This window comes from Gottfriedia sp. NPDC057991, assembly GCF_042886615.1.
In the GTDB taxonomy this organism is placed as follows: Bacteria; Bacillota; Bacilli; order Bacillales; family Bacillaceae_G; genus Gottfriedia.
On record NZ_JBHVQN010000002.1, the window covers coordinates 769,501 to 783,205 of the forward strand.

The 13,705-nt window shown below is 32.7% G+C and carries 12 protein-coding genes and 2 pseudogenes; 13 read left to right on the top strand and 1 reads right to left on the bottom strand.

Going from position 1 to position 13,705, the window contains the following annotated elements:
• Positions 1–205: 205 nt before the first annotated feature.
• The 9 genes and pseudogenes from rbfA to dpaB all read left to right on the top strand — a co-directional run.
• A complete protein-coding gene (rbfA, locus tag ACFVR2_RS11160; protein ID WP_025568543.1) occupies positions 206–553 on the top strand; it encodes a 30S ribosome-binding factor RbfA in 348 nt (115 codons plus the stop codon).
• A gap of 72 nt (positions 554–625) precedes the next feature.
• The gene (truB, locus tag ACFVR2_RS11165) at positions 626–1,537 is read left to right on the top strand and encodes a tRNA pseudouridine(55) synthase TruB (protein WP_387361609.1); all 912 of its coding nucleotides are present in this window, start codon (positions 626–628) and stop codon (positions 1,535–1,537) included.
• Between the two features lie 72 nt (positions 1,538–1,609).
• Complete coding sequence (gene ribF / locus ACFVR2_RS11170; protein ID WP_387361611.1) at positions 1,610–2,551, top strand: bifunctional riboflavin kinase/FAD synthetase; 942 nt, start codon at positions 1,610–1,612, stop codon at positions 2,549–2,551.
• A gap of 139 nt (positions 2,552–2,690) precedes the next feature.
• Entirely contained in the window at positions 2,691–2,960 is a 270-nt protein-coding gene (gene rpsO / locus ACFVR2_RS11175) for a 30S ribosomal protein S15 (RefSeq protein WP_025568545.1), read from the top strand.
• Positions 2,961–3,192: 232 nt separating this feature from the next.
• Positions 3,193–5,307 carry a polyribonucleotide nucleotidyltransferase gene (gene pnp / locus ACFVR2_RS11180; RefSeq protein WP_387361613.1) on the top strand — a complete coding sequence of 705 codons (2,115 nt, stop codon included), beginning with the start codon at positions 3,193–3,195 and terminating at the stop codon, positions 5,305–5,307.
• 290 nt (positions 5,308–5,597) lie between these two features.
• A complete protein-coding gene (locus ACFVR2_RS11185) occupies positions 5,598–6,578 on the top strand; it encodes a polysaccharide deacetylase family protein (protein WP_387361615.1) in 981 nt (326 codons plus the stop codon).
• Between the two features lie 101 nt (positions 6,579–6,679).
• On the top strand, positions 6,680–7,921 hold the full coding sequence (locus ACFVR2_RS11190) for a M16 family metallopeptidase (protein WP_387361617.1): 1,242 nt from the start codon (positions 6,680–6,682) through the stop codon (positions 7,919–7,921).
• A 230-nt stretch (positions 7,922–8,151) separates the two neighbouring features.
• Positions 8,152–9,054, top strand: a complete 903-nt coding sequence (dpaA, locus tag ACFVR2_RS11195) for a dipicolinic acid synthetase subunit A (RefSeq protein ID WP_387361619.1) — start codon at positions 8,152–8,154, stop codon at positions 9,052–9,054.
• A pseudogene (dpaB, locus tag ACFVR2_RS11200) lies at positions 9,051–9,476 on the top strand (dipicolinate synthase subunit B); the annotation flags it as partial. The gene dpaA and the pseudogene dpaB, both read left to right, overlap by 4 nt.
• A gap of 35 nt (positions 9,477–9,511) precedes the next feature.
• On the opposite strand, the gene ACFVR2_RS11205 reads toward dpaB, so the two are convergent.
• Complete coding sequence (locus ACFVR2_RS11205; RefSeq protein ID WP_387361621.1) at positions 9,512–11,008, bottom strand: recombinase family protein; 1,497 nt, start codon at positions 11,006–11,008, stop codon at positions 9,512–9,514.
• Between the two features lie 121 nt (positions 11,009–11,129).
• On the opposite strand from ACFVR2_RS11205, the gene ACFVR2_RS11210 reads away from it, so the two are divergent.
• The 4 genes and pseudogenes from ACFVR2_RS11210 (at position 11,130) to asd (ending at position 13,704) form a co-directional block, all read left to right on the top strand.
• On the top strand, positions 11,130–11,306 hold the full coding sequence (locus ACFVR2_RS11210) for a hypothetical protein (RefSeq protein WP_387361623.1): 177 nt from the start codon (positions 11,130–11,132) through the stop codon (positions 11,304–11,306).
• A gap of 309 nt (positions 11,307–11,615) precedes the next feature.
• The gene (locus ACFVR2_RS11215) at positions 11,616–12,149 is read left to right on the top strand and encodes a hypothetical protein (RefSeq protein ID WP_387361625.1); all 534 of its coding nucleotides are present in this window, start codon (positions 11,616–11,618) and stop codon (positions 12,147–12,149) included.
• Positions 12,150–12,293: 144 nt separating this feature from the next.
• Positions 12,294–12,476 (top strand): annotated as a pseudogene (spoVFB, locus tag ACFVR2_RS11220) (dipicolinate synthase subunit B); the annotation flags it as partial.
• A 184-nt stretch (positions 12,477–12,660) separates the two neighbouring features.
• Positions 12,661–13,704: an aspartate-semialdehyde dehydrogenase gene (asd, locus tag ACFVR2_RS11225; RefSeq protein WP_248266347.1), complete on the top strand. Its 1,044-nt coding sequence runs from the start codon at positions 12,661–12,663 to the stop codon at positions 13,702–13,704.
• The last annotated feature ends 1 nt before the right edge of the window (position 13,705 follow it).

The window sequence follows — 13,705 nt, forward strand, 5'->3', positions numbered from 1 at the left end:
GCATTGGCTTATGACCTCGAGGGGCAAGTCGCTGGAACTAGACATAACAATATCTTCTTTTAAAAAATGATTTTAAAATTGGAAATAAATAATGGACTTATCACATTTGAATAAGTTCAGCATAATAAATAATTATTTATACAATTAGTTAAACTAATCGTATGAAAGCACGAATTGTTTTGCTTTGTAAGATTGAGGTGAAAGTATGAAAGTAAGAGCACATCGTGTTGGGGAACAAATGAAGAAAGAACTTGGTGAGATTATCGGTAGAAAAATTAAAGATCCAAGAATCGGCTTCGTAACAGTTACTGATGTTCAAGTAACAGGTGACCTACAACAAGCTAAAGTCTATATTTCAGTATTAGGTGACGATGAACAACGTCAAAATACATTAATTGGATTAGCGAAAGCAAAAGGATTTATTCGTTCTGAAATTGGTCAACGTATTCGTTTACGTAAGACACCAGAATTAATTTTTGAATTTGATGAATCAGTCGATTATGGTAATCGAATTGAGACATTGCTAACTCAAATTAATAAAGAGAATAACTGATAATGAATGGATAGGCGAGTGATTCGTCTATCCATTTTTCATCATGCTAAAAAATAAACAATAGGTGATAAGATGAATGGTGTAATTGCACTGAATAAACCAGCGGGTCTTACCTCTCATGATTGTGTCTTTAAAATAAGAAAGATTTTAAAGACAAAAAAAGTCGGTCATACAGGAACCCTTGATCCAGAAGTAACGGGCGTCTTGCCGATATGTGTAGGTGAAGCTACAAAGCTAATACCATATTTAACCGATGATCGGAAAAAATATATTGGTGAAATTACTTTAGGGTTTTCTACAACAACTGAGGATTCTCATGGTGAAATTATTGATCAAAAGAAGGTTGATCGAGTTATTACTCGTGAAGAAATTTTAAATGTATTAAATCAATTAACAGGAGATATCAGTCAAACTCCTCCTATGTACTCTGCTGTAAAAGTAAATGGCAAAAAGCTATATGAATACGCTAGGGCTGGAATTGAAGTTGAACGTCCAACTAGAACGGTTACAATATTTGAAATTATTCTACTTGATGATCGAGAAGTATTCGAAGGAGAGACAATTTCTTTTAAATTTGAAGTTTTCTGTAGTAAAGGTACATATATTAGAACTTTAGCTGTTCAAATTGGTGAACTTTTAGGATTCCCTGCTCATATGTCTTATTTAACTAGAACAAAAGCAGGCGCATTTACGATTGATGATTGCGTTACTTTTGCTGAATTAGAAGAAAATGCTAATGATTTTACATTAGACCGTGTAATGTTATCGATGGAGCAAGCTCTTAATGAGTATCCACGTCTAAATGTGACCGCTGAAGAAGAAGTAAGAGTATTTAATGGTGGATTTTTTCCTAATACGATGAACTGTAAGGAAGGAGAATATATTGCAGTCTACAATGAAAATAATAGAATTATTGCAATGTACACTCCAAACCCTAAAAATATTAATGTAATTAAACCGACAAGAGTATTTCATAACCAATAGAAAAAACTATATAAATTTTATTCATTGTTCTATAATGGGAAAAGAGACTTGATTATAGAAAAGGTGATATATATGACAAAAATAATAAAAATCACCCATCCTCATTCAATAAAAAAAGAAGATTGTAAAGAAACGGTCTTAGCACTTGGCTTTTTTGATGGAGTACATAAAGGTCATCAACAAGTCATAAAAGCTGCTAAAGAAATTGCGGATGAAAAAGGATTATTATTATCAGTGATGACATTCGATCCACATCCATCTGCAATTCTCGGAAATCGTGATGATGCGATTTCCTATTTGACACCTTTGGAGCTAAAAGTGAAGTGGATGGAGAAACTTTGTGTAGACCAATTATTTGTTGTTGAATTTTCAGAGGAATTTGCTTCCCTTCTACCACAAGAATTTGTCGATCAATACATTATTTCTTTAAATGCAAAACATGTTGTTGCTGGATTTGATTTTTCATTTGGAAAATATGGTAAAGGGAATATGGAATCATTACCATTTCATTCTAGAGGTGAATTTTCACAATCAACAATTTCAAAATTCGTTTTAGACGATGAGAAAGTAAGTTCAACTCGAATTAGAGAAGCGATAAAAGCTGGTGAAATGGAAGAAGCAACCCACTTACTTGGCAGACAGTATCAAATTAAAGGGATCGTTGTAGATGGTGACAAACGTGGTCGAACAATTGGATTTCCAACAGCTAATATTTCTGTTTCAATTCCGTATGCATTACCTTCAGTAGGTGTTTATGCTGTAAAATGTATTGTTAACGGTGAATTATATGAAGGTATGTGTAATATTGGATACAAACCAACTTTCTATCATGAGTTCCAAAAACAAACAATTGAAGTAAATATTTTTGATTTTAATGAAGATATATACGGAAAAGAAGTTGAAATTTTTTGGTATGCTAGAATACGTGATGAAAAGAAGTTTAATGGTATAAATGAATTAATCGATCAATTACAAAAAGATCGTGAAACAGTAAAAAGTTATTTCAGAGAATAACTATTTTAGAATACTTGCTTTTATAATTAAAACAATGTAATATTAGTAAAGTACTTGAAAAACCGTTGCTTGGCAAATCGATTCACCGACGACTGCTAGGTGATAGGTGTTCAATAATATTATTATGAGGTGAAAAAACATGGCATTAACTCAAGAACGTAAAAACGAAATTATCAGCACTTACAAAACTCATGCGAACGATACTGGTTCTCCAGAAGTTCAAATTGCAGTTTTAACTGAAAACATTAACTCTTTAAATGGGCACTTACGTACTCACAAAAAAGATCACCACTCTCGTCGTGGTTTATTAAAAATGGTTGGTAAGCGTCGTAACTTACTTAACTACTTACGTAACAAAGACATTACTCGTTACCGTGAATTAATTAACAAATTAGGTTTACGTCGTTAATTTCGAGTATTAATTTGATACTTTAAAAAAAAGCGGGATTCTTCCCGCTTTTTCTTATACATATCGATTTAAAATTACTGATCAATTGTATTTTAAATTTATAAATATTTATTCTCTTTTTCTCGTTAGTTGATTTCTTTACTAAACATAGGAGATAATAGAGAATATACGATTTTTTTACATAATTAGTTTAGACTTTGAATTGTAAATTAGAGAGGGGTATTTATACCATATGGAACAACAAAAGCACGTTTTTTCCACGGAGCTTGCTGGTAAAACTCTTACTGTTGAAGTAGGACAATTAGCAAAGCAAGCAAATGGAGCAGTTTTAGTAAGATACGAAGATACAGTCGTATTATCATCAGCAACTGCATCAAAGGAACCTAAAAAAGTTAGCTTTTTCCCATTAACAGTAAACTACGAAGAGCGTTTATATGCAGTAGGTAAAATTCCTGGTGGATTTATTAAACGTGAAGGCAGACCGAGTGAAAAAGCAATATTAGCGAGTCGACTAATTGACCGCCCAATTCGACCATTATTTGCAGATGGATTCCGTAATGAAGTACAAGTAATCAGTATGGTAATGAGCGTTGATCAAGATTGTTCATCAGAAATGGCTGCTATGTTTGGTAGTTCATTAGCTCTATGCGTATCTGACATTCCTTTTAACGGACCAATTGCTGGCGTTGTAGTTGGTCGTATAAATGGCGAATTTATTATTAATCCAACTGTTGAGCAAGCTGAAAACAGTGACATTCATTTAACAGTTGCTGGAACGAAAGATGCAATTAACATGGTTGAAGCTGGAGCTAATGAAGTGCCAGAAGAAGTAATGCTTGAAGCAATTATGTTTGGTCATGAAGAAATTAAAAAATTAATTGCATTCCAAGAAAAAATAGTAGCACAAGTTGGAAAAGAAAAATTGGAAATTCAGCTTCATGAACTTGATGCTGAATTAGAAAAACAAATTCGTGAAATTTGTGAAACAGAATTAAATGCAGCTATTCAAGTTCATGAAAAACATGCTCGTGAAGCTGCGATCAATGAAGTGAAAGAACGCGTTGTTCTTCAGTTTGAAGAAAATGAAGCAGAAGAAAAGATTATTGGACAAGTTAAAGAAATCCTTTCAATGCTAGTAAAAGAAGAAGTGCGTCGTTTAATCACAGTTGAAAAAGTTCGTCCTGATGGAAGAAAATTAGATGAAATCCGTCCATTATCATCACAAGTTGGTTTATTACCACGTACACATGGTTCTGGTTTATTCACTCGTGGACAAACTCAAGCACTAAGCATTTGTACGCTAGGTGCACTAGGTGACGTGCAAATTCTTGATGGATTAGGCATAGAAGAATCAAAACGTTTTATGCATCATTATAATTTCCCACAATTTAGTGTTGGTGAAACAGGACCAATTCGTGGACCAGGTCGCCGTGAAATTGGACATGGAGCATTAGGTGAAAGAGCACTTGAGCCAAGTATTCCAGATCAAAAAGATTTCCCATACACAATCCGCCTTGTATCAGAAGTACTTGAATCAAACGGTTCTACTTCACAAGCAAGTATTTGTGCAAGTACTCTAGCAATGATGGATGCTGGTGTACCAATTAAAGCACCAGTTGCAGGTATTGCAATGGGATTAATTAAATCTGGTGAACATTATTCAGTTCTTACAGACATTCAAGGTATGGAAGATCATTTAGGTGACATGGACTTTAAAGTTGCAGGAACAGCTAAAGGTGTAACTGCACTTCAAATGGACATTAAAATTGAAGGTTTATCAGAACAAATTTTAAAAGAAGCATTAGAACAAGCAAAAATTGGTCGTATGCAAATTCTTGATTCAATGCTAGCTACAATTAGCGAACCAAGAACTGCTTTATCTGAGTTTGCTCCAAAAATCTTAATGATGACAATTAACCCAGATAAAATTAAAGATGTTATTGGACCTGGTGGAAAACAAATCAATAAAATTATTGAAGAAACTGGCGTGAAAATTGACATCGAACAAGATGGAACAGTATTTATTTCATCTGTAGACCAACCTATGAATGAACGTGCAAAACAAATTATCGAAGACCTTGTTCGTGAAGTAGAAGTAGGTCAATTATACATGGGTAAAGTAAAACGAATTGAAAAATTCGGCGCATTCGTTGAAATCTTTGCAGGTAAAGATGGATTAGTCCATATTTCTGAACTTGCAGAAGAACGCATTGCAAAAGTTGAAGACGTAGTTTCACTTGGAGACGAAATCCTAGTAAAAGTAACCGAAATCGACAAGCAAGGACGAGTAAACCTATCTCGCAAAGCTGTATTAAAGGAACAAAAAGAAAAAGCTGAGCAAAACTAGAAAAGCGGAAGGCGTTAGTCTTCCTTAATAAATAAAAAAAACAGGTACATTTTAAAAAATGAATCTGTTTTTTTTATTTATTTTACTTCCACTCCTATTCTAAATCCCACTCTTTTAATTTTCCAGAATTTAATGTGTGTGTAAAAATTTTTTGGTTACAATAAGAAAAGTAGAACTAGAAATTACCAGATGAATTAGTTATTACTATTTTATTCGTACATAAGTTGTAGAAAGCTTGTTCTATTTTATTAAAAAATATCATATTCCTTCTAGTAGGAGGGTGTCAGGAAATGAGTAAAAGTCGGTTAAAAGTCATAGCAATCGTTATTGCATTATTTCTAGCAATTTTAGTAGTTAGAAATCAATATACTAATCAATACGTGAAGAACTTAACTTCAAAATCGTCATTTGTAACAACTAAAACAAATGGATTATATGAAGAAATCAAAACAAAAGCGCCAACTTTCGAGATACCTCCAAAAGATGCTTATGTGGACTCGGTTTGGAAAGCAATACCCGGCTATAACGGTTTAGCAATTGATATTAATGCGTCATATAAGAAAATGAAGTCAAAAGGTAAGTTTGATCAGAATAAACTAGTATTTAAAGAAGTTTCTCCAAAAGTTCATTTAAAGGATTTACCACCATCACCAGTGTATAAAGGGAATCCTGATAAACCAATGGTAGCATTTACAATAAATGTTGCATGGGGTAATGAATTTATTCCGAAAATGTTAGAAGTATTAAAGAAGCACAATGCAAAAGCAACATTCTTTCTCGAGGGTAGATGGGTAAAGAATAATCCAACAGTCGCTAAACTGATCACTGCTGCAGACCAAGAAGTTGGGAACCATTCTTATACACATCCCGATATGGCAAGATTAGGTAGTCAGCAAATAAGAAATGAAATAACGGAAACAAATTCAGTTATACTAGCTACAACCGATCAAAAAGTTGTATGGTTTGCCCCTCCAAGCGGTAGTTATCGTGATGAAGTAGTTAAAATCGCTTCAAATTTAGGCATGAAAACAATTATGTGGACAGCAGATACGATTGATTGGCAGAAACCTCGAAAAGAAGTCATTATTAATCGTGTAATGAAAAAAGTAGGCAATGGTACAATCGTTCTTATGCATCCAACAAAACCGACAGCTGAGGCACTTGATGAACTTATCACAAAAATAGAGGCATCAGGTAGAAAAGTTGTAGATATTTCAACTTTATTAGATGAAAAACGGTACGATACAATTAAAAAAGTTGAAAACAAATGACAATTACTTTCAGCTTTGTTAAGATGATTGTAAAATATAGTTAAATTTTTCAATCTTATTACAAAAGTGTAAATAGATGGTGTATACATAGGAGGCATTACATGATTGTACGACATACTTGTAAAAATGGAGTCAGAGTAGTAATAGAAAATATTTCAACTGTCCGTTCAGTTGCACTTGGAGTCTGGATTAAAACAGGTTCATGCAATGAAACGTCAGAACTGAATGGTGTTTCACATTTTCTTGAGCATATGTTTTTTAAAGGCACTAAAACACGCAATGCGAAAGAAATCGCTGAAAGTTTCGATTCAATTGGTGGACAAGTGAATGCATTTACTTCAAAAGAATATACTTGTTATTATGCTAAAGTGTTAGATACTCATGCTGATTACGCGTTAGAAGTCCTAGGAGATATGTTTTTTAATTCTACTTTTGATGAAGGTGAATTAGAAAAAGAAAAAAATGTAGTACTTGAAGAAATCAAAATGTATGACGATACACCAGATGATTTAGTTCATGATTTATTAAGTAAAGTTATGTATGAAAATCATCCATTAGGTTATCCAATTTTAGGTACAGAAGAAACATTAAAATCTTTTAACGGCGATACTTTACGTCAGTACATGAAGGATTTTTACACTCCAGATCAAGTAGTTATTTCAATTGCGGGTAATATTGATGAATCCTTTATTAAACGTGTTGAAGATTTATTTGGAAATTATGAGGGTAAAAAGAAAGATATAAACTTTGGAATCCCTACAATACATTATGGACAAATTTCTCGCAAAAAAGAAACAGAGCAAGCACATCTTTGTGTTGGCTATAGGGGTCTTGAACTTGGACATAGCGATTTATATCCATTAATTGCCTTAAATAATATACTTGGTGGCAGTATGAGTAGTCGATTATTCCAAGATGTACGTGAGCAAAGAGGTCTTGCATATTCAGTTTTCTCTTATCACTCTGCATACCATGATAGCGGTACAGTTGCAATTTATGCGGGTACTGGAAAAAGCCAAATAAATCAATTATTTGAAACAATCCAAGAAACCTTAAAAGTATTAAATGCAGATGGAATAACAGAAAAAGAATTAAATAATTGTAAAGAGCAATTAAAAGGTAATTTAATGTTAGGTTTAGAAAGTACAAATAGTAGAATGAGCCGAAATGGTAAAAATGAATTAATGCTAGGTAACCACCGTACTTTAGATGAAGTAATTCAACTAATTGATGGTGTAACAATTGATAAGGTAAATGATATTGCGAAGTTTGTATTTACTGACGAATATGCAGTTTCATTAGTAAGCCCTGATGGAGTAATTCCAACAAATATTAAACAATAAGTTGATAAATTAGAGGTTCCCGTATAGGATCCTCTTTTTATTTTTCAAATAAAGAGTAAGAGAAAGAGTGTTTTAACAGTTTTTCATTACTGCACCTTAATTTTAGAAAGAATCTTCACCAATGCAATGGAAGATTCATAAGATATTTAGGAGAAAGATGTTAGGCGGTAGTCCTGCTTACAGAGATTAATTTCCATTTACCATAGTGAAGTAAAGAAGGTGAATGCTGCATGTTAACTGGCTTGCATATTGCTGTTATTGGTGGGGACGCCAGACAGCTGGAAGTTATTCGGAAGTTAACAGAGTTAGACGCAAAGGTAACATTAATAGGTTTTGAACAATTAGATAGTGGCTTTACCAGTGCATCAAAAGAATTAATAGCAGATGCAGATTTTAAAGATCTAGATGCAATCCTTCTACCTGTACCAGGTACGAATAATGAAGGAGTTGTCGATACAATTTTTTCAAATGAGAAAGTCGTGCTGACAAAAGAAATTTTAGACAGTACTCCTTCGCATTGTACGATTTACTCTGGAATAAGTAACTCTTACTTAGATAGTATAGTTACAGCTTCAAATCGAAAGTTAGTAAAATTATTTGAACGAGACGATGTAGCTATTTATAATAGTATTCCGACAGTTGAAGGTACGATCATGATGGTCATTCAACATACGGAATATACAATTCATAATTCGAAAGTAGCCGTATTAGGTTTAGGTCGTACAGGAATGAGTGTCGCGAGGACTTTTCATAGTTTGGGTGCAAAAGTAAAAGTAGGAGCTCGTAAATCAGAACATATTGCTAGAATTGTTGAAATGGGCTTAGAAGCTTTTGAATTCAAGAACATTGAAGAAGCCTTAAAGGATGTCGATGTTGTCATTAATACTGTTCCAGTTCAAATCGTTACAGCAAGTGTCATTTCAAGATTACAACCACATGCACTGATCATTGATTTAGCATCTAAACCAGGTGGAACAGATTTTCGTTATGCTGAAAAAAGAGGTATTAAGGCATTATTAGCACCAGGTTTACCAGGAATCGTTGCTCCTAAAACAGCAGGTCAAATAATTGGAAACGTACTAACACAGCTATTAAAAGTAGATTTAGACAAAAGGAAGGAGCAACCAAAATGACGTTGAAAGGCAAGAAAATTGGATTTGGTATTACAGGATCACATTGTACTTATGAAGAGGTAGTACCTCAAATTCAAAAGTTAGTTGATGATGGAGCTGACGTATACCCTGTTGTTACTTTTACTGTAAAAAGCACAACAACACGATTTGGTGTAGGAGAAGACTGGATCGAAAAAATAGAAGAAATTACAGGGCGTAAAACAGTTGATTCAATTGTAGGAGCAGAACCATTTGGTCCAAAAGTACAATTAGATTGTATGGTAATTGCACCGTTAACAGGAAATTCAATGAGTAAGTTTGCTAATGCTCAAACTGATAGCCCTGTATTAATGGCAGCTAAGGCTACATTGAGAAATGGAAAGCCTGTTGTTTTAGGTATTTCTACAAACGATGCTTTAGGTTTAAATGGAACTAATTTAATGTGACTTAGATGGTAATACCAAATCAGTTAACAAGATCACCTAGGGAGCTTCGGGTAAAGTATAAGTGTAAAATCATCTAGTTTTTGATGTGGTTCTTTTTGATACTCAACTTTAAATAAAACTGATTTAAGGAGACGATTTTTTAGTTCTATATCAGTTGTTTTGTAATATAAATCTAACACTTTTTCAAAGGTTGGAATAAATTGTTCGTTTAGCAACTCTCTATTGTGATATTTAGCCAGTTCATCCAAAATTAACGTCTTACTATTTGAAAGTTCTTTTAGTCGATTTGAGAGGATTTCAGAACGTTCATTGTAAATCGATTCATCATAAACACCACGCTCTAGTAAATTAAATAAATTATTTTTTTGATTTACTAATTCATTTAAATCATTTTCGATTTGTTTAAGTGCTTGCTTTTTTAAATTAATTACCTCAAAATCTTCCTCGACGGTTTGATTCGTAAAACTTATTTTGTATTCTTTTAACCAAATTTCTAACCCTTGTAAGAGTTTCTCTTCAATTAAATGAGTATACGAAGAGCGAGTGTTACAACGGTTATTTGTACACACGATTTGTCTAGGCTTACCTTTTGGATAACGCTGCTGTAATTTTGATCCGCATTTACTACAAAAAATTATTCCAGCTAGCTGATTACTTAATTTACTATTATAAGGAGCATGGTATCGACTATTTAAAATATCTTGTGCCAAATTGTATATTACATGATCAATGATTGCTTCATGTTTTCCATCAACAATTAACCAGTCAGATTTTGGTTTTCTTATACCTTTACTTGATTTTTTATTCCAAGTCACCTTCCCAGTATAAATAGGATTTTTTATCATCTCCAAAATGGAATGGTAACTCCATTTTTTTCCAGTATAGGAAGGGATATTCATTTGATTTAAACGGTTCGCAATTTCATTTGCACCAATCAAATCCTTCGTATACCATTCAAAAATACTTTTTACTACCTTTGCCTGATTGCTATTAATACGTAATGAACGGAATTCCTTCGTTTCATAAAGCTCATATCCATAAGGTGCATAGGTTCCTAAATAATTTCCTCTTTGGACTGATAAAACTCGACCTCTTTGAAGCCTACGAGTAATTATTTTTAATTCTTTTCGCGCCATAAATGCCTCAAATTCACTGTATTCCTCATCAAACTCATCATGGAGGTCATAGGTCTTTCTTGGTGTAATAATTTTTGTTCTAGATGATTTAAACGTCTCTAAAATAATACCCTGTTCCTTCATATTACCGCGTCCAAGACGGTCCATATCCATTACTAACACACCATCATAATTAAATTCTTCAACTTCTTGTAAAAGCTTTAACATTTCTGGCCGGTAAACAAGTGATTCACCAGATGCAATTTCCTGCCGGATACAAATTATCTTTAAATCATTTTCCTTCGCGAATTTTAAAAGCTGCTCCTTATGCTTTGATAAGGTCTCACCTTCACCTCTAGCCTCTGCATCTAAATCTGCCCGACTTTTACGCAAGTACAATGCAACTCGTTCCATTTAATCACCTCATAGACTATATATATGTCTAATTAAGGAATTAATTAATTTTTGAATCAATAGGCAACAAAAAGTTGGGTAGTCCGTAATAAAACAAAACATACAATGAATTATGGGGGTGGTGATACTGAGTAAACCAACAGAATTTACTGCTACCTATCAATTTGGAAAAACAAAAGTGAATATAATTGCGCCAAATGATGTCACAGAAGAAATTAGAAAGAAAATTATTGAAGAAATTCATACGATTGGCTGGAAGATTGTTAAAGACGAATTGTATAAGAAAGATGATCAGTAAGATGAATTTAGCAAGCACCTAAAAAAGGGTGCTTTTTTTATTTAATCGTTATGATTGTTCTATGAAGAATTAGCTATTTTTCCAAATGACTTAATTCTTAAGGGAAACAATATTTTTTGTACTTTTATAACGGTAAAAAACTAAATATGCAATTAATTTATCTGCAGATATAATAATGACCATAATTAAGATGATTCATGTATTTCAGAAAAATTCTGAGACAGATTCTTCAAAAATCTGTCATTTTTTTTACATAACGATCGTAATTATAGTGATAGTGATTCTAAATATTCATCATAGAGAGGGATGTTGGTTATTATCGAATATCATTTAAAAAAACAATTTTTTACAATGGGAAAATTGATCGAACGAAAGCTTGCCGATCAATTAATTTTAAATGTAAGAATAAAAGATGTATTAGAACTAGCATATAATAACTGGGCTTTAGATTATGCTAAAGGTGTAGTTGCTTTTAATCTTACAAATGGTGAATTAATAGGATATTCACTTAAAGATACAAATAATAGAACTAGAAACGATTATGAGATTATTATTTTTGAACTAGATGCAAATGTTGACGTGGAGGATGTAACTGTTTTGATGGGGAATATTGGTATTCGAGCTGTACGGAAATTTTTTGAAATAGACGATGAAACTTTTTCAAAGAATATGGTGTTTTGGACAGAAACCTATTTACGTTTTCATAATATGACGATTAAATCAATTAGAGATCGGTTTTTAAAGGTGTTATTTACTGATTATAAACAAACCTTTTATCATACTTGCATTAAAAAACAACTTGATACTGTTTACGCTAAATATATCGTTCATTACAATCATTAGGGTGAGATATTAAAAATTATTTTCCTAAGCTTAATTTTTTGTTTCAATCCCCTTTTAAATCCTTTAATCGACTCCTTTTAAAGTCAATTATTATGTCCCAAACCATAGATATCCCATTTAGATTGGTATTATCATCTAAGTCATAATTTAATGCGTTTAATGAGTACAAAAAATATCTATTTTATTCCCTTTGGTCAAGATGATCCAATAAAAAAACCGAATTCATTAGTGGCAAGAATGGATTCATTACTTGATACGGTGAAATCTTCTATTCAAGGAAATCAACTTCAACCTGTTTTAGTTGAAAAATATCGCGATCTACAATAAATATTTTAGAAAAAATAGGACTGAATTATTTTTTCTATGTTAGAATGAAGAAAATTGAGTATGTGTCATTAGGATACATACTCGTTACTATGAAAAGAATTATTCAAGCGAAAACCTTTGAATATAAACTTCATTTGACGTAAACTATTTAATAAAAGTGAAAACAGGGATGGTGCAAAAAAAAGTGGGGAATAAGCAAAGTTATGTAGTAGCTGTAGTAGGTGCAACTGGAGCAGTTGGACAACAAATGATTGCAACATTGGAGAAAAGAAATTTTCCAGTAAAAGAAATTAAATATTTATCTTCAAAACGTTCTGCAGGAACAAAATTAACATATAAAGGTGAAGAAGTAATCGTTCAAGAAGCTACTCCTGAAGCTTTTGAAGGTGTAGATATTGCTTTATTTAGTGCTGGTGGCTCAGTATCAAAAGATCTAGCTCCTGAAGCAGTTAAAAGAGGGGCAGTAGTAGTAGATAACACTAGTGCATTTAGAATGGCTGAAGATGTACCTTTAGTTGTACCTGAAGTAAATGACAAAGATTTATTTAATCATAAAGGTATTATTGCAAATCCTAACTGTTCAACAATCCAAATGGTTGTTGCCCTAGAACCAATTCGTCAATCAATTGGTTTAAATAAAGTAGTAGTTTCAACTTACCAAGCCGTTTCTGGTGCTGGAGTAACAGCAATTGAAGCCTTAAAGGAACAAGCGCAAGCATTCTTAAATGGTGAAGAAGCAACTCCATCAGTATTACCGGTAAAAAGTGGTGAGAAACATTATCAAATTGCTTTTAACGCAATTCCACAAATCGATGTATTTACTGAGAATGGATATACTTATGAAGAAATGAAAATGATTAATGAAACTAAAAAAATCATGCATTTACCTGAATTACAAATTAGTGCAACTTGTGTAAGACTTCCTGTAATTTCTGGTCACTCTGAGTCAGTTTACATTGAAGTTGATAAAGAAGTATCGGTAGCTGAACTTAAATCACTTTTAAGTGATGCACCTGGAATCGTTTTACAAGATGATCCAGAACAACAACTATATCCAATGCCATTTTACAGTATTGGAAGTAATGAAGTATTTGTAGGACGTATCCGTAAAGACCTAGATAATCCTTTTGGATTCCATTTATGGATCGTTTCAGATAATCTATTAAAAGGTGCTGCTTGGAATTCAGTGCAAATTGCTGAAAGATTAATTGAGTTAAGCATCATTTAGT

Coding starts and splice junctions, on each gene's coding strand:
- rbfA (WP_025568543.1), top strand. CDS start 206: ATGAAAGTAAGAGCACATCGTGTTGGGGAACAAATGAAGAAAGAACTT.
- truB (WP_387361609.1), top strand. CDS start 626: ATGAATGGTGTAATTGCACTGAATAAACCAGCGGGTCTTACCTCTCAT.
- ribF (WP_387361611.1), top strand. CDS start 1,610: ATGACAAAAATAATAAAAATCACCCATCCTCATTCAATAAAAAAAGAA.
- rpsO (WP_025568545.1), top strand. CDS start 2,691: ATGGCATTAACTCAAGAACGTAAAAACGAAATTATCAGCACTTACAAA.
- pnp (WP_387361613.1), top strand. CDS start 3,193: ATGGAACAACAAAAGCACGTTTTTTCCACGGAGCTTGCTGGTAAAACT.
- ACFVR2_RS11185 (WP_387361615.1), top strand. CDS start 5,598: ATGAGTAAAAGTCGGTTAAAAGTCATAGCAATCGTTATTGCATTATTT.
- ACFVR2_RS11190 (WP_387361617.1), top strand. CDS start 6,680: ATGATTGTACGACATACTTGTAAAAATGGAGTCAGAGTAGTAATAGAA.
- dpaA (WP_387361619.1), top strand. CDS start 8,152: ATGTTAACTGGCTTGCATATTGCTGTTATTGGTGGGGACGCCAGACAG.
- ACFVR2_RS11205 (WP_387361621.1), bottom strand. CDS start 11,008: ATGGAACGAGTTGCATTGTACTTGCGTAAAAGTCGGGCAGATTTAGAT.